Below are 20,163 nucleotides of genomic sequence, written 5' to 3'. Positions count from 1 at the left end.
CCATCCTCCACCCCTTTACTTTTGCATACAAATTCCAAATCTAGAATAAGTTCTACTTTATCAAAAAATATAGAATATTACAATATGTTTTAAAATTCGAAATATGATAGATTTTATACAACCTAAAAAGCAAATGCGCTTTAATATAAAGGCATTTGCTCATCTAAACTAAAAATCTTTCCTTCCGTTATCTCGGTTGACCTGGGAAAAATTGTTGTTGACCCATTTGTTGGCCGAATTGTTGGCCCATTGGTTGACCGAATTGTTGCCCAAAAGGCTGTTGGAATCCGCCTTGTTGCATCGGGAAAGCTTGCTGAGGTGGATTAACTACTACATTTCGATTTGTTTCAGTCCAGAAATGTTGTGGGACATTGACGATATGCTCTCTGTTCACATTTACAATTGGGTGAATCACCGGTTGCATTCTTGGTAAAAATGAATCCCGCACTCGATATTGTGGAGGACATACTATCGGCTGAGCAGCTGGTTGTTGCCACGGCGATACTTGCCCGCAACCACATTGGTTCCCCCACTGTGGCATTTGTCCGCATGAACTACATGAATGACGATTTTGGTTCATGATTAAATCACCTCCTTCTTGCACTTATAGTAGTAAATGCAAAAGCCCCCTCGATAAACTAGACAAACATCTCAGTTCCATGCAAATAAAAAAACTTCCTTTTTAAGGAGAGTTTTCACAGTATAGGGATACTGCGAGGTAGTGAGTTGAATGAAGCGTCCGCTGGGATTTCCGCTACAGGGTGGACGCTTTCCGCGGGCACGGCTTCAATCTCCTCGGAGCTCCCGCTCCTGCGGGGCTTTCAGCTCGTACTGTTCCCGCCGGAGTCGCCACCCCTCCGCTACAATCCAATAGAGTTTGCTATTTATTCTGTAATGATAAACTAAATCTAGTACTATGTTGTATTTTCTATGGGTGAAAACCCTTGATTAGTCAGCAAGTTCTATTGATTGAAGCGCAGGGCGGCGACTCCTGTGGGATTAGCGAGACAGGTGAGACCCCGCACGTAGCGTTAACGGAGGAGGAGGCTCACCGCTCGCCCCACGGAAAGCGTCCGCCTGGAGCGGAAATCATGGCGGACATCTTAGTATCTTACCGTGCAGTTTCCCTATAAGGTGAATTATTTTGATGTTTAGTATCTAGTAAACAGCAAGGGCTATCAATCAGTTAGAGAAAGCAACCAGTACGATGACTGTAACGATTAAATTTAAATTGTGCTTAATGATAGAAAAAAGAACGCCTCCGAAGAATACGCTCTTTTTAATACTTCCCATATTTATGTGTGTGGTGTTTGTCTTGCCATTTGTCGCTTTCTTTCCCAAAAAATCAAATGAGACCTTCAGGAAAGAAAGCAATTTATATTTACTCGTTTCAGCCTATACAAATGGGTAATTGGCATACGACGAGGTGTTACCTTTTGTTATTTCCAGATTTCTTTTGAGATGTCTACAATGTATTTTAGTTTTTCCCACTGTTGCTCTTCAGTAAGTTTGTTGCCATGATGGGTAGAAGCAAAACCACATTGTGGGCTAATACTTAGTTGATCTAGTGGCACATATTCAGATGCTTCTTTTACACGTGCGATAATATTTTCTTTGTCTTCTAGTTCACCTGTTTTTGAAGTGAAAACGCCTAAAACTACTTTTGCTCCTCCTTTCGGAATATGTGCAAGTGGCTCGAAATCGCCTGAACGATCATCATCATATTCTAAGAAAAATCCATCTACTTTTTCTTTAGCGAAAAAGGTTGGAGCGATTAGTGCGTAACTTCCTCCGAATGCCCATGTCGATCGGTAATTTCCACGGCATAAATGAGTCGTCACAACTAAATCTTCTGGTTTGTTTTCCAATACTCCATTCATAACACGAAGTGCAAGGTCAATTAAAAACTCTCTTTCTCCCTCTTTATAAGGAATATCTGGCGAAGAAAGGCCGGCAATGTACACATCATCGATTTGTAAATACCTTACCCCTTCATGATAAAATGCTTGAATTGCATCTTGATATGCTTTAATAATGTCTTTTGCAAAGTCTTCTACATCCGGATAAGTATTTTCGTCTCGTATACCAGGATGGAATAGCTGATTTGGGCTTGGAATTGTTTGTTTTGCAACTGCTCTTCCGTCTACAATTTTATTGAACTCAATAAAGTCTTGGATAAATGGATGATCTGGGTTAAAAGAAATCTTACCAATGTTCCGAACCTCATATTTGTCTGTTTCTAATCCTTCAAATTGATATCCCTTTTCAGGAATATATCCTTCAAATCCATTTAGATGTTCTAAAAAGTCTAGATGCCACCAGTCACGTCTAAATTCCCCATCCGTCACAAGCTCTAAGCCGACTTCTAGTTGTTTGTCTACAATACGTCTAACTTCTTTTGTTTCTATTTCTTTTAGTTGCTCTCTCGTGAAGGTTCCTGCTTTAAAATCCTTTCTCGCTTGAAGTAAATTTTCTGGTCTCAATAAACTCCCTACATGATCCGCTCTAAATGGTGCTGTAATTACTGTTTTTACTGTCATAATGATTTCTTCCTCCTTAAATTTGAATTGGAAATCAAATAAAACCCCTTCTTAAAACAAGAAGAGGTTTACACGTCAGAGTAATTATTCTCTTCTTATCTTCAAGCATGAAACGCTTCTGGAATTAGCACAGTACTAAAAGCCTGTTGCTGAGGTATCGTAGGGCCAGTCCCTCCACCTCTCTTGATAAGAAAGTTGTTCTATTTGATTGATTAATAGACTACACGCTATTGATTATTCTGTCAATACTGAATTTTAAATAATTTTATTCTGCTGCTTCTATTTGTTTGAAATCTTTAAATTTTGGGTAAAACTCTGAAGAAACGGAACCCTTGATATCATTTGATTTCACAGTGCTTTATTAGTATAGTTAAACATTTAAATTATCCATTTCACGAGGGGGAAGTATGAAGAAACTATCAAAAACATTTTATATCACAATAGGCTTAATCATTTTAGCCGCTGGGTATGGAGCTCTTCAGCCCGAAAGTTTTGAAACAGTTACCACCACCATTAAAAGCTTTGTTGCATCTTCTTTTGGTTGGTACTACATGCTACTGATGACATTCATGTTGATACTTAGTATATTTTTTATCTTTAGTCCTTACGGAAAAATCCGCTTAGGAAAAGATACGGATCGTCCACAATTTTCAACGATAACATGGATTTCTATGTTATTTTCTGCTGGTATGGGTATTGGGCTCGTTTTTTATGGTGCCGCCGAACCTTTATCACATTATGCAATCGATCCGGCAACAGCAGAACCTAATACAGCTACAGCTTTTAAAGAATCTCTTCGTCAGTCTTTCTTCCACTGGGGGTTTCACGTGTGGGCTATGTATGGAGTTGTAGCTTTATCCCTTGCATTCTTTCAGTTCCGGAAAGACGAACCTGCGTTAATATCCGCAACATTGAAGCCGATTTTCGGTAGAAAGATGGAAGGGCCATGGGGAATACTAGTTGATGTCCTTGCTGTTTTTGCAACAGCATTTGGTGTGTCTACTTCACTAGGCTTTGGGGCCGTTCAAATCAACGCGGGTTTAAACTATCTTTTCGGTGTTACGATTGGAATTGTACCTCAAGTTATTATTATCGCTATCGTAACGGTTCTATTCCTTGCTTCTGCATGGTCGGGTTTAAGTAAAGGAATAAAGTATCTATCAAATACAAACCTAATCCTAGCACTTGCATTACTTGGTTTTGTTGTCCTATTAGGTCCAACATTGCTCATTTTTGATATGTTCACCGACTCTTTTGGAGGATATTTAGCCAATATCGTTCAAATGAGTTTACGAACAGCACCACTTAACACAACTAATCGTGAGTGGCTTGAAACTTGGACAATTTTTTACTGGGCTTGGTGGATTTCATGGGCACCATTTGTCAGTATGTTTATAGCTCGAGTATCGAGAGGCAGAACGATTAAAGAGTTTATAACGGCTGTATTGGTTGCACCTACTTTACTGGGAGCAATTTGGTTTTCTGCTTTCGGATCAACTGCTATCGATATACAAAAAAGAGGTATTGCCGATTTAGCGCAAGCCTCTACAGAGTTGACTATATTTGAGATGTTCCATTCGATGCCCTTACCGACGATTATATCCATTATTGCAGTGATATTGATTGCTTGCTTTTTCATCACATCGGCTGATTCAGCAACTTTTGTTCTCGGTATGCTATCAACAAACGGATCCATGACACCGCCAAATAAAGTAAAACTTGTTTGGGGGATTACTCTGTCAGTCATCGCCATAATTTTGTTATCCGTTAATGGACTCACAGCTTTGCAGAATACGATAATTATTGCGGCCTTACCATTTTCTTTCGTGATACTTCTCATGATTGGCTCTTTACTAATGGGACTAAAAAAAGAAGTAAAACAGACGAAAACCAAAAAGTAAAAAAGTAAAATGCCAAGGACTAGCAAGATTTCCTTGGCATTTTACTTTTATTTATGAATAATTACGGAATGATTTTGAATACATAGAGTGAATTATGAGATAATGAAGGCTGCAAGGGGGTTTTAGTATGATTCGAACAATTGGAAGAACGTCCAACCAAGAAATAATCAACGATTTTCAGTTGGAGGATATAAAGGAGAAAATGTTTGAATGGTATTGGGTTGATATTGGTGAACCTACAAAAGAAGAGGAAATATTACTTAGCTCCTTCTTTCATTTTCATCCACTTGCAATTGAGGACTGTTTGTTTCGACTTCAACGGCCAAAAGTGGATCATTACGATGGACATTCTTTTTTTGTGTTGCATACATTTAACGAAGAAACACTGGAAGCAGAAGAACTAAATTTGTTTGTTGGAGAAAACTTTGTAGTTACTTTCCATTTTCCTCCTATGCATGAGTTAGATCAAGCACGCGAACGTATTGTAGAAAATACAAAATGGTGGAACCGCGGAGCGATGCATACAGCTTATCATATTGTTGATAAAGTGGTGGATGCATATTTTCCGATTGTCTATAAAATTGAAGATTATTTAAACGATATAGAAGATAAGCTATCCTCCGATGTATACCATTTATCCTTAGATCAAGTGTTTGACCTACGAAGTGATTTACTGCGATTGCGACGAACAATTCTTCCAATGCGAGATTTAATCTACAGGGTATTGAATTCTGAGCGTGTCAATTTGCAACAAACGGAAAAAGCCTACTTTGGGGACATTTACGATCACCTATTAAAGCTTGGCGATATGGTGGAATCGAACAGAGAGCTAACAGCTGATATTCGAGATAGTCAAATGTCCATCAACTCGAGCCAGATGAACCGAATTATGATGATTTTAACAACTGTTTCCACCGTTTTCATCCCTTTAACATTTATCGCTGGAGTATATGGGATGAATTTCACGAATATGCCAGAACTTGAATGGCGTTACAGCTATTTTATTGTACTTGGTATTATGTTAATTATTGCAGTATCGATGCTTGCTTGGTTTAAATATAAGGGCTGGTTTAACTTGTTTAAAAACTAACTTAATGAGGTGAAATGTTGATAGAAATAGAAGGAACATTTAATCGTGCACTTGTTTTTACAAATACAATTGAGGAAACGGCAAAGCGTCAGGTTGAGGAGCTTTGTAGTCTTCCCTTTTTACAAGACACGAAAATACGGATGATGCCTGATCTCCATGCTGGGAAAGGATGTACTGTGGGAACAACCATGACAGTTTCCGACAAAGTTGTACCTAATTTTGTTGGAGTCGACTTAGGTTGCGGTATGATTTGTGCAAAACTAGAGCTTAAAAGAGAAGACATTAACTTCGAAAAGCTAGATAAAACTATTAAGAAAAATGTCCCAAGCGGAACGCGAGTTAGAAACAAAGAGCATCGTCATACAATAGAAATACCATTTGCAGAAGTTACTGCTCCGATTAATGAAAGTCGCGCTCGTTTGAGTCTCGGAACTCTTGGTGGTGGAAATCATTTTATCGAACTGAACGAAGGAAACGACGGCAGTATCTATTTAGTTATTCACTCGGGAAGCAGAAATTTAGGAAAACAAATTGCGGAACATTATCAACAAGTTGCCTATCAATCTCTAGGAGATGCGGTTCCGAAAGATCTAGCGTATGTAGAAGGTCAAAATATGAAAGATTATTTATGGGATCTTTCTATTGCCCAAAAGTACGCAGCACTTAATCGTAAAACGATGGCTGATGTCATTTGCAGGGGGATGAATTGGAAGATCGAATCCGTATTCGACACGATTCATAACTATATCGATTTAGATAATATGATACTTCGTAAAGGTGCAATTTCTGCACAGGATGGAGAAATTGTCATTATTCCGATGAATATGCGGGATGGTTCATTAATCTGCCGCGGTAAAGGTAATCCTGATTGGAATTATTCTGGTCCACATGGTGCAGGTCGTATTATGAGTCGTTCCCAAGCTAGAAAATTAGTTGCATTGGAGGACTTTCAGGATTCGATGAAAGACGTCTGGAGCACTTCTGTTGTAGCAAGTACGGTTGATGAATCGCCATTCGCTTATAAAGATATGCAAGATATACTTGCACATATTGAGGATACTGTAGATGTGCTGGAAGTGATTAAACCAATTTATAATTACAAAGCGCATTAATGGAGGAGCTGACAATACAAAGTCAGCTCCTTATTGATTGGCCGTCCAGTAATAAAACAATGCAGTAAAGGTCAATTTTTCTATGTGCGATAAATCATTTGCGAGCGATACATGAATGTTCATCGCTTGTGCTTCAAATGCCGGGTGAGTTGCATAAGGAAACATACCAAAACGATACGTTGCCAGACGTTTTCCCTCAAAGCTATTTACGTCGATATCTCCGTATGTACTTTTCGCTTTCATTTCGTGCATCTTTTCATTATGCACATCGAAAATAACTGCTCTATTTTTTAAAGAGGCTAATGGCATAATAACAGTGGATATAGGTGATTTTGTATGATCATATACTTTCATTCGCATAAATTTAAGTTTATTTTTTATCGTAAAATGACTTACTAACTTCCCATCCATTGTCTTCACATCATACGTAATCGGGAAGAACATACCACTTTTAAAAATCGCAAAGGCAGTTAGCTTACGTTTAATTGGTTCATTTTCGGTTGGTGTAATTTTGTAAAGCCGCTCTCCTGTATGGGAAACTAAGTAACTTTGAGGAATGATGGACACATCATTTTGAAAGTTAAGCTCGTTAACAGGGAAATCGACAGAATAATATTCGCTATCTGTTTTTTTCTCATCTGGTAACTTTTCTGCTGCATGCTGAAAAAAGTAAGAAGTACCTAACAGCATGCATACTGAAAATCCCAACATAAAATGCGTCTCGAAATCTTTCCACATAATATCTTTAAATATAAAAACTAGCGCTACATAGATAACTAACGTTAACAATGAACCTAACTTCGTATACTTTGCCGTCCGTTCATATATATGCTTCATCTGCAACACCTCTACCAATACATACGATTGAACATTCCTTATAGTTTCACAAAAAAACTTTAGAAGCTATATATTCATAACTTCTAAAGGTAATTTTACGGATTTTTCAATGCCCGCCCAAATATTCTTTTTAAAAAGTATCCTAATCCATATAAGCAAATGAATACAAAAAGGACTAATAACATTGTTTCCAAAGAAGCGGATAAAGAAAATGGATCTAAGAAAATCTGAAACAACACGAGTAAATAAATAATTCCAGCACCACTTGTTAGCAAAATTATCCCGATTATAGCTAATTGAGGGAAAGAAAGTTTCTTTATGTGTTGCCGATGTTTTACTAACTCCAGAATAATTACAAAAGCTATAATGATAAAGGTGATTGTCAGTTCCTTAATATACATAGAATTGATCAAATAAACGACGAGCAGCATAATCAAAATATATTTATAAAGTTCGTCGATTCGCTTTAACATGCGATCACTTCCTACTCTTCTAGTATCTCATCTCCATGCGTTGTCTACGATGTAAGCGTCTAGCAGGTCCCGTTTCAAATAATCGAATTTCCTCTTTCGTTTCTGGATGAATACCTTTTACTGGAATAGGTTTATTGTTTTCATCCACCGCTACCATTGTTACAAAAGACTCGGTCGTTAGCTTTTCTTCCCCAGTTAAAACATTTGTTGATGTTACACGTACATATACTTCCATGGAAGAACGGCCAGTCGAGGAAACAATTGCATCTAATTCAATTACATCCCCTACTCTTGCGGAAGAAACAAAATCTACTGAATCTATAGATGCTGTTACAACAGCTCCTTTTGCATGCTTCATAGCCGTAATTGCCGCAATTTCATCGATATAGGCAAGTACTTTTCCACCGAAGATTGTTTGATGATGGTTTGTGTCCGGAGGAAGGACTAAATGGGTTTGAATTGTTCTAGATTGGCTCATCGGGTTTGTGTTCATATTTATTGCTCCTTTAATCGTCTGTTTCTATTCCTTGATAGTATACCATGATGTTTAATTGTTACTGGATGATGCTGCCACGCTCGTTGCCGCAATAGTAGAAATCATCATCGCTTGTTGCGCTTGTAGAATAAGTTTTAAGGAAGTTGCCATCGAAATTGCGGCAGTCGCATAGATATCTTTTGATGTTCTTAATGAAAGACCAAACGCTATTGGCAATGCTGATTCTTTATACCAAGAAAATAGTTTCATACTTGCAATAGATTCGTAAGTAGTCACGATTTCATTTAACTGATCTTCCTCTAATTTTAGGGCAGCCATAAATCCAATAATCGGATATTGAGGCATCGATGTTTTAATTTTGACGCTTTTAAAACCATCACGAATAATAACAGCCCTTTGTATTAAACTTTCTTCATAGGTAGGATTTGTGTACGTTATCACTTGAGACATCCACTGCAATTCATTGCCAGCGTAAAATTTATGTCCCTTCAGTTCTTTGTAGTACCTGTTCATCGTTTCCGCACGAAGAGCAGTATCTCCTTCTAGCTGCCCTAAAAACATTGCATACGGATAATCATCTGTTGATGTCAGAAAACGATGATGTTTTTTCATATCTGCCATTAGTTGCTCTGCATGCTTTATTTCTCCTGGCCAATTCTCTTTGTCATTAGACATCATTAACGCAGCTAAATACGCGTAGCTATTCATCTTAAAAGAAGCTGCTTTTAATGCCTCTGCTTTTTCTATTAGCAAATCTACCGCTTGTTTCACTTCCATATCACTTACATCTAGCGTGGAGACGAAAAGAGGGTGTAAGTGAGAACGCAATGGACTAAACATGCCAGCACTTTTTTTAATATGCGTCGAAATCTCATTATATCTTTTCTCGTTAAATTCTCTCTCTAATGTTACATAATACCCTGCAAGCGATAATGTTACTCTCTTATCTACCGTCCATCCTAAATCTTTTTTAAGTGCATTATATGTTCGTTCGATTTTTTCATTTACCGTCATCTTCGCTCACTCCTTTTCTTTTATACGGAATTTGCACTATAATGGTTTCACGCTTTGATATAATTATATTAACTAATAAAAGTAGGTGGCAATTATGCGTATAAATAAATTTTTAAGTGAAGCCGGCATTGTATCTCGCCGAGGAGCGGACAAGTGGATTACAGATGGAAGAGTCATGATAAATGGAAAACAAGCAGAATTAGGTAGTCAAGTTGAAGCTGGCGATGATGTACAAGTAGACGGAAAACCAATTGTTGTGGAACAACCACTAGTGTATCTTGTTTTAAATAAGCCTGTAGGCATCACAAGTACTACAGAACGCCATATTAAAGGTAACATCGTTGACTATGTGAATCATCCACTTCGCATTTTCCATATTGGTCGATTAGATAAAGACTCGGATGGTCTCATCCTATTAACGAATGATGGCGATATCGTCAATGAAATTCTTCGTGCTGAAAAAGGGCATGAAAAAGAATATGTAGTCACAGTCAATGAAAAAATTACAGATACTTTTTTAACGAAAATGGCGGCAGGAGTTAACATTCTTGGAACGAAGACTCTTCCTTGTAAAGTAAGAAAGTTAGGACCAAATACGTTCAACATCATTTTAACACAAGGTCTAAATAGACAAATTAGAAGAATGTGCTCTGCACTTGGCTTTACTGTTAAACGATTACAACGCATTCGAATTATGAATATTACAATTGAAGGGCTTCCCATTGGAGAATGGAGAGAGTTGACGGAAAACGAGAAAAAAGAATTATTCACAACACTTGACTATTCTCCTAAACGGTAATTGCGGAAACATCGAATACGATTTTATTCATTTGACATAACACCAAAAGGTTTCATATAATAAATAAAATGAAACTAAAAGGTTTCATATCCAACATGAAAGCAGGGAAACCGATGGAAAATACATTACCAGATATTACACAAACGATCGTATTAAATGCTCCCATTCAAAAAGTGTGGGATACAGTAACAACATCCGAGGGCATTGCCTCATGGTTTATGCCAAATGATTTTAAACTGGAATTAGGTCATGAATTTCATATTCAATCACCTTTCGGACCATCTCCTTGCAAAGTAACGGAAATAGATGCTCCTAATAAGCTCACATTTATATGGGATACAGATGGTTGGGTCGTATCCTTTATTTTAAAAGAATTAGGGGATCAAACGGAGTTCACACTCATTCATGGTGGATGGAAAGAGCCGGAAGCAATCATTCCAAAAGCGAACCAAAAAAGTGCTATTATTCGTGAAACAATGTCCCAAGGTTGGGTAGGCATTATTCAAAACGGTTTGCGAAAGGCTGTTGAAAATTAATTGTCTTCTTCTGCACAAAAGTATGATGTATTTCAAGCAATAGCAGACCCAACGCGAAGAGAAGTTTTAAAGCTACTCGCATATAAAGAACTTCCTATATCGGAGATTACTTCCCACTTTCCGATGAGTCGAACAGCAATTGCAAAGCATCTTCATATACTTTCAGAAGCCAATTTAGTGAGCGGACAAAAAGTCGGTAGAGAAAAAAGATATCACCTACAACCAGAAACCTTTCAAGAGTTAAAAGACTGGCTTTCTTATTATGATCAGTTTTGGAATAATAAGTTGTCTATGTTGAAGTATGTAGTCGAAAACGACGGAGAAGATAGCAGAAAAAACAAAGAGACCGATTGAAGATTATCTTCCGGCATAAACATTAAAAAGTGACTATCCAATTTTATATCGATTGGATAGTCATTTTTTGTTGGATACTTATTAACTCATATAGGACAATTTTCTTTCAAAAAGACAGGATTTTATATAAGTTACATGGAATGTTTAAATATAAAAAATTTAAAGGAGGGTTTTTATGAATAATCCTATCTTAAATCAAATTGGAACAGTATTTATTCCGGTAAGCAATATAGAGAACGCGAGAGATTGGTACTCTGATATTTTAGGGTTAAAAACAGAGGGGAAAATTGAGTTTGGTCACCTTTACGTTATTCCTATGGAAGGTACAGGGATCGTATTGGATAGCAAAATTCATTCAGAGGAAAGAATATTTAAAACACCGCCATTCCACTTAAATACTAAAAACATTGAAGAAGCATTTCAGTATATGCGTAATAAGGGTGTAAATTTGATTACAGAAATTGAACATAATCATTATTTTAATTTCAAAGACCCTGATGGAAATATATTAATGATTTGTGAATGTTAATTTAAAGCGAAAGTATGCTTTAATGGAATAGCCCAGTTCGCGGAACTGGGCTACTTGGGAAATGTTTTCAACTTCATTTCGATGAAAACCAAAGACGTTATGCATATCCTCGGTCTTTGTTCGTTATTATGAATTACCAGCTACACGTTTTTCAAGTGCTTGGAATAATTTCTTTTTGTCTACATTTGGTCGAATTGTTTCCAGTTGTTCTAATGCTATTTTTGCACCGTAGTCCATTCCCTGGCATCCTGCAAGTAATACAAGATCACCTTCTTCGATGTTCTGTAGGCCTTGTTCAATTGCATTTGGCAATTCCTCATATAAACGTACATTAATTCCTGCTTCTTCCATTACTTCTTCAAATACGGCAAGTTCGCTATCTGACACCACGTCCTTTTGAGTTACATGCGATCGGCTTAATGTAGCTATCACTTCATGTATCCCGAGTCTAGGCGCCCATTTTGCAATTGTCTCCGCATTCTCTCTATTCACGGTAACTCCTCGATCTCCTCTTATTGCATACACAAGACAAATACGGTTAAAATCCATTCTTTCTAATGTACCTAATGTAATATCAATGTTCCCGCTATTTGCAAAGTGATCATCGATAATTTTAAAGTCATCCTCAAAGATAATTTCGAAACGGCGCTCTACTCCAACAAACTCTTTTAAGCTTTTTTGAATCGTTTCAACAGGCACTTCGCATAATAGACCAATTATAATACTAACTATCGAATTATATACAGAATGGAAACCTGGTGTAGAAAGTTCAATTTGGAATTGTTGTTTTGGAATAACAAGATCCTTCGTAACGATATCTTTAGAAATGACTACTGTAAATTGTGCACGACCAGTTGATAAATCGAGGTTTTTACAAGTAACATCTGCAGACTGTTCTTCCACACCATAAGTGATGACTTCCGCTTTTGTTTGATTGACAAGGGAGGCCGAATACGTATCATCTAAATTTAAGATTGCTATTTTATCCTCACCAGCGTTACGAATAAGGCTAGATTTATGTTCAAAATAATTTTCAAAGGATGAATGTAAATCGATATGCTCACGACTGATATTATTTAAAGTAACAATATCAAAGTCTACGCAGCCTACACGATTCAATTCAAGCGCAGATGAAGATACTTCCATTGTCGCATGTGTTACATCCTCTTCTACCATTTGTGCATAAAATCGTTGTAAATCTAAAGATTCAGGTGTCGTCAGCTCAGATGGTTCTGCATAATCACCGATTTTCACCACAACAGTGCCCATTAACCCTGTTTTCAAACCGTGGTTTTCTAATATAGCATTTGTCATAAACGAAGTAGATGTCTTCCCATTTGTCGCAGTAATGCCAATTGTTTTTAATTTTCTAGTTGGGTGATTATAAAAAGCATCTGCAAGTGTTGCAAGTGCAATACGACCGTTTTCTACTTTGTACTGAGGTACTTCCAAACCTTCGATAAAGTCCTCTACTACAAGTGCTACCGCTCCATTTTCAACCGCTTGTCCAGCAAACTGGTGTCCATCTACCTTAAACCCTTTTATACAAACAAACACTTGTCCTTCTTCCACTTTACGTGAATTGTAAGCAAGTCCTGTTATATCTATTTTTTTTGCATTTTTTACTTCAGTTATGTTGATATATTCCATTAAATTGGTAATTTCCATTAATGTGGCCACCTTTTTGTGAAATCTTTGTACATTACAGTTTACCCCAATTTACAAAAGAAGAAAACCGAGAAGAACGTCCCTTCTCGGTTTCGGTTTTAAATTGCTTCGTTATAATGTTCTTTACAAAAAGCAAAAACTTCCACTTCTTCTTCCTCTTCAAGTCCAAAGTCTAACACTTTGCCATTGCTTCGATTCAAGAAATGATATTGTACGATTCTTTCTTCCGTTTCTACAACTGCTAAAATTACTCGTAAATCCAATGAGCTGTCCTCATCAAATAACTCGTCATCTTCCGGCACTTCGATCCCCAATAAAAACTCATAGCGATCGCCCGTAATAATGCCTGTTGGGTCTTTTATTTTTTCAACCTCATAGGATGTTATTTTCAAAAAGTCCACCTCCGTTTATACAGTTTATCATGTTTTGTAAATAAAATAATCCAATTTATATGTTATCGATACAAAGAATACATATAGCAGAAGAGGAAAACCCGTGAAACGCAGTTCCACTTCGCCTCCTATTTCTAGTATTCAGAAAAGTGCTGTATTCCATTCTTTTTTTCATTCCATTGTTATTTTATATAAAAAAGTAAGGAACAAAAAAATCAATTTAATCTTTCCTCTATTTCACTCATCATCTTATATGCGCCCCTAGAAATATTTGCGCAAACGGCAAGGCTAGCATTCATTTCCGGATAATAGGAGGAATGAAAGCTTACCCCTGGATCATATCCCATTAGGTGATACTTAAAAATAGTATCCTCTTTTTTCTTTATCCATACTCCGTAGCCGTAAAAATCATCCGCTTCTTCCTGTACATGAGGTGTCAATAATGTTTTCGTCAATGATTCCCTTAATAATTTATGATTCACAAGAGCATCCCAAAACTTCAGCATATCCCCTACTGTTACAAAGGCTCCCCCATCTGAACCACCTTGAACAGGGATTGAGTACATATTAGTTTTCCAAATTCCATCCTCGAGTTCAATATAACCAAGTGCTGTTTTTGCTGGAAGAGAGTCTAATGCGAAATAACCCGAATCCGTCATCTTTGCTTTTTCAAAAATGGATTTTTGTACATAATCCTTAAATTCAAGGCCACTTGCTTTCTCGATGATTAAACCGAGTACGATAAAACCAGCATTATTATAGTGAAATTTCTCACCCGGGCTAAACTTCATTTGGGCATGTTGGAAGAATGGTAAGAAGTCTTGAAGACGTCTCATACGATACATTGGCTTTTCTATCCATAGTTCCTCAAAGTCATCCATTATCTCTTCATCGAAATAGTCAGGAATGCCAGAAGTATGAGTCAGAAGATGATGAATTGTAATATTTTCATCGAAATTTGGAAAGGAGATGTCTAGGCATTCCTTTAATTTGGAATCGAACGAAAGCTTCCCTTCTTCTACAAGTTGGCTAATAGCTACCGCTGTAAATATTTTGCATCCCGATGCTATTCCAAATCGTGTGTTTATTTCATTGTCTACTGTATCTACTCGATTGGCATAGCCATAACTGCTTTTAGCAAGGACTTGCTCTCTTTGTTTTACAAGGATGGATCCCGAAAAACCAATTTCTTTTTGAGTATGTTCAATTTGTTCCTTTAAACCATTTCCCATTCAAATCACCCGCTTTGTAATTTCGAACAATCTATTGTTCTTCCATTGTACACTATTATTCGTAGTCCTCGCATAATACTGCTAGGATAGCGTATTAGTCGTTTTCGTTATATTATGTTTATTTTTCCATCTTCCGAAATACTAATTGTTTGACCATCTGTAAGTTCTATTTCGATAGGTGAAGTTATACTTATTTTTTTAGAAAAATACCATCTTCTGTTTGGTGGGACCAATAAAATAAATGTATCCTTACTCCCTAGAAAGTTAAGCTCTTTTGGATCAATATCCACATGTCCTGAAACATGTACACCAATGGCCTGTATTTGCTCTCCTACTTCCTGGACAAAAGGAGTAGTTATACTGACCTCACTAAGATTTATAAGGGAATCAATACTGAAATCACTCCATTTATCTACATGTCGTCTTGCAATTAGTTCGATTATATTGCCTGCCGGATCTTCAAAATAAAATGCATCTGCATTAAAACGAGAATAGTAAATTTCATCCACTGCGTCTTCTCTATTTAACGTAACTCTCTCTTTTGCCCAATGTTTTGCTAAAGTAAACTGGTTTCCCGGAATATTAATAGCGAAATGGTATGCAGTATTGTGAGAAGACTCTTGAAAAGTTAATGTGGACGTACCGATAGATAACTTGAAAAACTCATCCCCTGATTCAAGAATAGTAAGCCCTAATACATTTCCATAGAAGCCCTTAAGTTGTTTTAGTTTATCTGTATATAACTTTACTGCCCGAAACATTTTTTCACCCCATTATTTGACGTCTATCAATTCAAAACGCTCACAAACTAAAAGCATATCCTCAGAAAACGTTAATCCTACTTCTTTGAGCCCTTTTGTAAAAAATTCGATATGCACATCACGCCAATATTTGTAGGAACGATCTCCTTCTCCTTCTGCGTAAGCAAAATCAACTGGAACCTCATTCATAGGCATTATGCTTACTTCGGAAGTTCGTATGATGCAAACAGGTTCATCTTTGCTGTTTAATACAATACTATAATCATCTACTTTTGGTAGTGCCTCATTTTCTATCTCATAAAATATATGCCCGGAACAGGTTGCTGATTTTACTCCGTTTACAACTAGTTGGACTAATTCATCTGGACTTCCTCCAAATTGCCATGCACTAACAGATTCAGGCATTTCTTTCCCTTTCCAAAAGGATGTCCAATAATTTTGCGCTTGTACATTCATTATAAATTCCTCGATTCTTTGTTCCTTTATACTATCAGTATATTAAAACAATTGTACAATTACTATTGCAAATAGTAGGATTACTCTTAATATAAACGATAGAAGGAGTGAATGGCCCATGTCTAAAAAGTTATATTATAAAAACCCATATATCCAAACATTTTCTGCCCGAGTCATTAAACAAGAACAGGATTACGTTGTTCTTTCAGAAACTGCATTCTACCCTACTGGTGGTGGACAGCCACATGATACAGGTACATTAAATGGAATTCCGGTTGTAGATGTGGAAATAATCGACGGGGAAATTAGACATTTTCTCGCAGAACCCTTACAAGTTAATACAGAAAAAGTGGAAGGCTCTATCGATTGGGATAGACGGTTTGATCACATGCAACAACATGCTGGACAGCATATATTATCCGCTGCATTTGAAAGCTTATTTGGATTCCAAACGATTAGTTTTCACTTAGGAAAAGAAAGCGCAACAATCGATTTAGACACGTCTATTGTTACTGAAGAACAACTAAATGAAGCTGAAAAGCTAGCCAATCAAATCATCTTGGAAAATTGGCCAATCGATACGAAGTGGGTTACTTTAGAAGAGCTTAAGCAGTACAAGTTACGAAAAGCCACTACTTTAACAGAAGATATACGACTTGTCATCATCCCTGATTTCGATTACAACGCTTGTGGAGGTACTCATCCTGAAAAAACAGGACAAGTTAGACTCGTTAAAATACTACGAACAGAAAAACAAAAAAGCCATATCCGAGTAGAATTCATTTGCGGAGAAAGGGTCCTTGCGCATTTACATCGCAAGCAACAGGTTTTGCTAAATTTAATAAACACCTTAAATGCACCAGAAGAGAAGCTACCCGATGCAGCAAAGACATTGCTAGACAACGGAAAAGCTTTTGAAAAACAAATAAATGAATTAAAAGATACGCTCATACATCACGAAGCAAAAGAACTACTATCGAAAGCTGAAACATCGATTATTACAGCCACTTTTCATAACCGTACTATTCAAGCATTGCAGAAATTAGCACGGACAGTAGTAACTAGCTCACCTGAAACAACTTGCTTATTTGTTTCGGAAAATGAACACAAACTACAAATAGTAGCTGCAAAAGGCAACTTGGTAGAACAAAACATGAAAGAATTAGTTGCAAATGTTCTTCCCTACCTAAATGGGAAAGGAGGAGGCAATGAAAAAATGGCACAAGGAGGAGGAGATAACATAATATCCAGCGAACAATTAATAGAAAAAGCACTTTTTTATATTCGATAAGGCAAATCACCGTTCCATAAAAATCCTCCCCCCATATACTAATTTGACAATGTAAGAAAAGGAGGATTTTTGCGTTGAACAATCAATTTCCATTTCCACAAGATCAAAACCCATTTTCTTCAGGCAGTACACGTTTCCCGGGTAATATGATGCCACCAATAGATCAGTTCCCTGGTCGTTTCCCTGGGCAATTTCCCGGGCAATTTCCGGGGCAACAAGGACCTTCATTTCCCCCTAGTTTTCCACCAGGGCAGCAACAAAACCCAGAAGGAAATCCACCAACTAACCCACCGCCGTCATTTACGCCGCAACGTCAGCAGCAATCTGTATCAGCTTTTGCGGTTGACCCGGGCGCTATAAGGGGTTGTTTATTCCGAAATACGTACATCTGGCTCATAAACGGTAATTCTTTCTGGTTTTATCCAACCTTTGTTGGTAGAAGATCGGTAGCTGGATTTAGATGGACTGGACGTATGTGGACATATTATGGAACAGATTTAAATAGAATCTCATCTTTTCAATGTTTCTAAAGAAAAACCGAGCGATTATGCTCGGTTTTTTATGCACGATTACGGTAAGCCATAAGGGAAGTTTTAATGGAAGAATAGGATCCTATCGCCGCTCCACTATAAAAAAAACCCATAAAAATACCTGCAGCTAAATTATGCGGGTGGCTTATAAAAATAGAAATGATAAGTCCAATAGACGTGGCAATAGTCGATATGTATTGCGGACGAATAGGTAGCACTCTTTTTAAAATTTCAGTTAACACAATGATAACTGGTACCGCCCAAAGAGAGTCCCAAATATTCGTATGTATTGTAGGAAATTCTGTCATATCACTCTGTCTCCTTATTTTCAGATTTCTAATTAGTTTGGACATGTCTTCCTCATTCAATGCAATCCTCTTTTTTATCTTTCTTTACAGATTTCATCAATCGTAGTAAAATATATTTAGCTAGGTAAATATATTTCTCTAACATATTACAAAGGAGCCTTTTAATCGATGAACCCACTTTTTCATGAGCTTTTTCAGAAAACACGCTTTCTAACGAATGAAATAAATGTGACTTTAAAGAAACACAATTTATATGCTTCCCAATGGACAGTTCTCTATACCATTCAAAAACATGGGGAAATGTCACTGACACAAATTTGGAAGTATTTAAACGTGGAAGCCCCAACCATTACTCGCACTGTTTATCGTTTGGTTGAGCTTGGATGGATTGATATTCGCCCTGGAAAAGATCGTCGTGAGAAAATTGTTCGTTTATCAGAAAAGGCTTCTCAAGATTTCTCTGCTATAAAAGAATCTATTTTGGAATTTGAAGATAGAATGGTCGAAGGTCTTACAAAGGAAGAAGAAACTATATTAATCGAGCTTTTACGCAAAATTAAATAAGGAGTAATACATGTGAACAAAAAAGAACCTATATGGACAAAAGCATTTATCAGTTTGTTTGCAACAAACTTTTCTATTTTTATTATATTTTATGGGTTAGTATCCGCCCTTCCTCTTTATGCCACGGACATTTTATCTCGGTCAGATGAAGATGCAGGTTTATTAATGACTATATTTTTAATCTCCGCAATAATAGTACGACCATTCTCAGGAAAAATACTGGACTTAATTGGTAAGCGCAAAGTACTTTGGACTACCTTCTTTCTCTATCTTCTATGTACTGCACTCTATTATTTTGTCGAACCCTTTGAAGCTTTATTAGTCTTACGCCTCGTGCAAGGAATATTCTTTAGTATTGCAACGACTGCTAGTGGATCCTTGGCAGCAGACAATATTCCTGTTTCTAGACGTGGTGCAGGATTAGGATATTTTGTTATGTCCACAAACCTAGCTGTTGTTGTAGGGCCTTTCATTACATTAACCATTATCCAATCCTTCTCATACGATGCTATGTTCCTAACATTGACTTCCTTACTTATTGTAGGTGCTGTTGCGGCATTAATGATACCGGCTGATGAGAAATCTACTATTCCAGCTGCTAAAACCCGATTGACTTGGAATGACCTTTTTGAGAAAAAGGCTTTGCCTATTGCACTCAATGCTTGTATAGTCGGTTTTGCTTATGCTAGTGTTCTTTCCTATTTGTCAATTTATTCACAACAAAAAGGGGTTTTACATTTAACAAGTAGCTTTTTTGCAATATTTGCTATTGTGATGCTAGTAACTCGACCGTATACTGGACGAGTTTTTGATGAAAAGGGACCGAAGTATATAATCATTCCTGGTTTACTTTCTTTCGTTATCGGTCTTATTTTACTTGCTTTGATGAATTCACCTTTCCTATTTTTACTATCAGGAGCGTTTATCGGACTTGGTTATGGAGCTGTCGTGCCTAGCTTTCAAACACTTGCTATCCAATCTACAATGCACGCTAGAAGCGGATATGCGACTGCTACGTTCTTCACATTATTCGATACGGGATTAGCTGTCGGATCTTTCATTCTTGGAATGATTGCTACACAATTTGGCTATCAAAATCTATATTTATTGTCTAGCGTATTTGTTATTTTGGCACTTATTTTGTTTATGGGAATACAAAAGAAGAAAGACCGTTTAGCGTAAAAAGCTGAACGGCTTTTCTTTTCCAATTTATTCGTTCATTTATGAATATAATCCCTCTATTTGGCAAGACTTGAATGGACTTATATTAAGGAGGGAAT

The 20,163-nt window shown here is 37.0% G+C and carries 23 protein-coding genes and 1 riboswitch; of the genes, 11 read left to right on the top strand and 12 right to left on the bottom strand.

Translation table 11 applies throughout. The features are described from left to right. Positions 1-187 precede the first annotated feature (187 nt). Together FG382_RS22920 and FG382_RS06780 are read right to left on the bottom strand one after the other, a co-directional pair. On the bottom strand, positions 188-580 hold the full coding sequence (locus FG382_RS22920; RefSeq protein ID WP_211356373.1) for a hypothetical protein: 393 nt from the start codon (positions 578-580) through the stop codon (positions 188-190). An 859-nt stretch (positions 581-1,439) separates the two neighbouring features. Next, positions 1,440-2,540: a 5-methyltetrahydropteroyltriglutamate--homocysteine S-methyltransferase gene (locus tag FG382_RS06780; protein WP_142538148.1), complete on the bottom strand. Its 1,101-nt coding sequence runs from the start codon at positions 2,538-2,540 to the stop codon at positions 1,440-1,442. Between the two features lie 92 nt (positions 2,541-2,632). Then, positions 2,633-2,733, bottom strand: a riboswitch (SAM riboswitch). A gap of 214 nt (positions 2,734-2,947) precedes the next feature. Between FG382_RS06780 and FG382_RS06775 the strand changes: the two genes are divergently transcribed. The 3 genes from FG382_RS06775 to FG382_RS06765 all read left to right on the top strand — a co-directional run bounded on the left by FG382_RS06775 (position 2,948) and on the right by FG382_RS06765 (position 6,643). Then, complete coding sequence (locus tag FG382_RS06775; protein WP_142538147.1) at positions 2,948-4,441, top strand: BCCT family transporter; 1,494 nt, start codon at positions 2,948-2,950, stop codon at positions 4,439-4,441. A gap of 127 nt (positions 4,442-4,568) precedes the next feature. Next, positions 4,569-5,531 carry a magnesium/cobalt transporter CorA gene (gene corA, locus FG382_RS06770; RefSeq protein WP_142538146.1) on the top strand — a complete coding sequence of 321 codons (963 nt, stop codon included), beginning with the start codon at positions 4,569-4,571 and terminating at the stop codon, positions 5,529-5,531. A gap of 17 nt (positions 5,532-5,548) precedes the next feature. Next, positions 5,549-6,643: an RtcB family protein gene (locus tag FG382_RS06765; RefSeq protein ID WP_188713357.1), complete on the top strand. Its 1,095-nt coding sequence runs from the start codon at positions 5,549-5,551 to the stop codon at positions 6,641-6,643. 30 nt (positions 6,644-6,673) lie between these two features. On the opposite strand, the gene FG382_RS06760 is transcribed toward FG382_RS06765, so the two are convergent. The 4 genes from FG382_RS06760 to FG382_RS06745 all read right to left on the bottom strand — a co-directional run bounded on the left by FG382_RS06760 (position 6,674) and on the right by FG382_RS06745 (position 9,463). Then, on the bottom strand, positions 6,674-7,480 hold the full coding sequence (locus FG382_RS06760) for a hypothetical protein (protein ID WP_142538144.1): 807 nt from the start codon (positions 7,478-7,480) through the stop codon (positions 6,674-6,676). 95 nt (positions 7,481-7,575) lie between these two features. After that, positions 7,576-7,953: a hypothetical protein gene (locus tag FG382_RS06755; RefSeq protein WP_142538143.1), complete on the bottom strand. Its 378-nt coding sequence runs from the start codon at positions 7,951-7,953 to the stop codon at positions 7,576-7,578. Between the two features lie 19 nt (positions 7,954-7,972). Then, positions 7,973-8,446, bottom strand: coding sequence for an acyl-CoA thioesterase (locus FG382_RS06750; protein WP_142538142.1), 474 nt, complete (start codon positions 8,444-8,446; stop codon positions 7,973-7,975). A gap of 54 nt (positions 8,447-8,500) precedes the next feature. Then, positions 8,501-9,463 (bottom strand): DUF4003 family protein, encoded by a 963-nt coding sequence (locus tag FG382_RS06745; RefSeq protein ID WP_142538141.1) that lies wholly within the window; start codon positions 9,461-9,463, stop codon positions 8,501-8,503. Positions 9,464-9,557: 94 nt separating this feature from the next. On the opposite strand from FG382_RS06745, the gene rluF reads away from it, so the two are divergent. The 4 genes from rluF (at position 9,558) to FG382_RS06725 (ending at position 11,681) form a co-directional block, all read left to right on the top strand. After that, entirely contained in the window at positions 9,558-10,262 is a 705-nt protein-coding gene (gene rluF / locus FG382_RS06740) for a 23S rRNA pseudouridine(2604) synthase RluF (protein WP_142538140.1), read from the top strand. A 113-nt stretch (positions 10,263-10,375) separates the two neighbouring features. Then, positions 10,376-10,798: an SRPBCC family protein gene (locus FG382_RS06735; RefSeq protein WP_142538139.1), complete on the top strand. Its 423-nt coding sequence runs from the start codon at positions 10,376-10,378 to the stop codon at positions 10,796-10,798. After that, positions 10,799-11,152, top strand: a complete 354-nt coding sequence (locus FG382_RS06730; protein ID WP_142538138.1) for an ArsR/SmtB family transcription factor — start codon at positions 10,799-10,801, stop codon at positions 11,150-11,152. 175 nt (positions 11,153-11,327) lie between these two features. After that, complete coding sequence (locus FG382_RS06725; protein WP_142538137.1) at positions 11,328-11,681, top strand: VOC family protein; 354 nt, start codon at positions 11,328-11,330, stop codon at positions 11,679-11,681. Positions 11,682-11,807: 126 nt separating this feature from the next. On the opposite strand, the gene FG382_RS06720 is transcribed toward FG382_RS06725, so the two are convergent. The 5 genes from FG382_RS06720 to FG382_RS06700 all read right to left on the bottom strand — a co-directional run bounded on the left by FG382_RS06720 (position 11,808) and on the right by FG382_RS06700 (position 16,190). Then, positions 11,808-13,349, bottom strand: a complete 1,542-nt coding sequence (locus FG382_RS06720) for a Mur ligase family protein (RefSeq protein WP_142538136.1) — start codon at positions 13,347-13,349, stop codon at positions 11,808-11,810. Positions 13,350-13,447: 98 nt separating this feature from the next. Then, complete coding sequence (locus tag FG382_RS06715; protein WP_373287650.1) at positions 13,448-13,750, bottom strand: DUF6509 family protein; 303 nt, start codon at positions 13,748-13,750, stop codon at positions 13,448-13,450. A gap of 206 nt (positions 13,751-13,956) precedes the next feature. Further along, the gene (locus FG382_RS06710) at positions 13,957-14,973 is read right to left on the bottom strand and encodes a serine hydrolase domain-containing protein (RefSeq protein ID WP_142538134.1); all 1,017 of its coding nucleotides are present in this window, start codon (positions 14,971-14,973) and stop codon (positions 13,957-13,959) included. A 107-nt stretch (positions 14,974-15,080) separates the two neighbouring features. Then, positions 15,081-15,734 (bottom strand): glyoxalase, encoded by a 654-nt coding sequence (locus tag FG382_RS06705; protein ID WP_142538133.1) that lies wholly within the window; start codon positions 15,732-15,734, stop codon positions 15,081-15,083. Positions 15,735-15,746: 12 nt separating this feature from the next. Continuing rightward, positions 15,747-16,190 carry an ASCH domain-containing protein gene (locus tag FG382_RS06700; protein WP_142538132.1) on the bottom strand — a complete coding sequence of 148 codons (444 nt, stop codon included), beginning with the start codon at positions 16,188-16,190 and terminating at the stop codon, positions 15,747-15,749. Between the two features lie 118 nt (positions 16,191-16,308). Between FG382_RS06700 and FG382_RS06695 the strand changes: the two genes are divergently transcribed. Next, positions 16,309-17,481, top strand: a complete 1,173-nt coding sequence (locus FG382_RS06695) for an alanyl-tRNA editing protein (protein ID WP_142538131.1) — start codon at positions 16,309-16,311, stop codon at positions 17,479-17,481. Between the two features lie 74 nt (positions 17,482-17,555). Continuing rightward, positions 17,556-18,011: a transporter gene (locus FG382_RS06690; RefSeq protein ID WP_142538130.1), complete on the top strand. Its 456-nt coding sequence runs from the start codon at positions 17,556-17,558 to the stop codon at positions 18,009-18,011. Between the two features lie 29 nt (positions 18,012-18,040). On the opposite strand, the gene FG382_RS06685 is transcribed toward FG382_RS06690, so the two are convergent. Then, complete coding sequence (locus FG382_RS06685; RefSeq protein WP_142538129.1) at positions 18,041-18,319, bottom strand: hypothetical protein; 279 nt, start codon at positions 18,317-18,319, stop codon at positions 18,041-18,043. Positions 18,320-18,487: 168 nt separating this feature from the next. Between FG382_RS06685 and FG382_RS06680 the strand changes: the two genes are divergently transcribed. Both FG382_RS06680 and FG382_RS06675 read left to right on the top strand, forming a co-directional pair. After that, a complete protein-coding gene (locus tag FG382_RS06680; protein WP_142538128.1) occupies positions 18,488-18,883 on the top strand; it encodes a MarR family winged helix-turn-helix transcriptional regulator in 396 nt (131 codons plus the stop codon). 12 nt (positions 18,884-18,895) lie between these two features. Further along, on the top strand, positions 18,896-20,065 hold the full coding sequence (locus tag FG382_RS06675; RefSeq protein ID WP_229677442.1) for an MFS transporter: 1,170 nt from the start codon (positions 18,896-18,898) through the stop codon (positions 20,063-20,065). Positions 20,066-20,163: the final 98 nt, after the last annotated feature.

It is taken from the genome of Psychrobacillus lasiicapitis (genome assembly GCF_006861795.1).
Lineage (GTDB): Bacteria > Bacillota > Bacilli > Bacillales_A > Planococcaceae > Psychrobacillus > Psychrobacillus lasiicapitis.
This window is presented reverse-complemented; position numbering and strand designations above follow the sequence as displayed.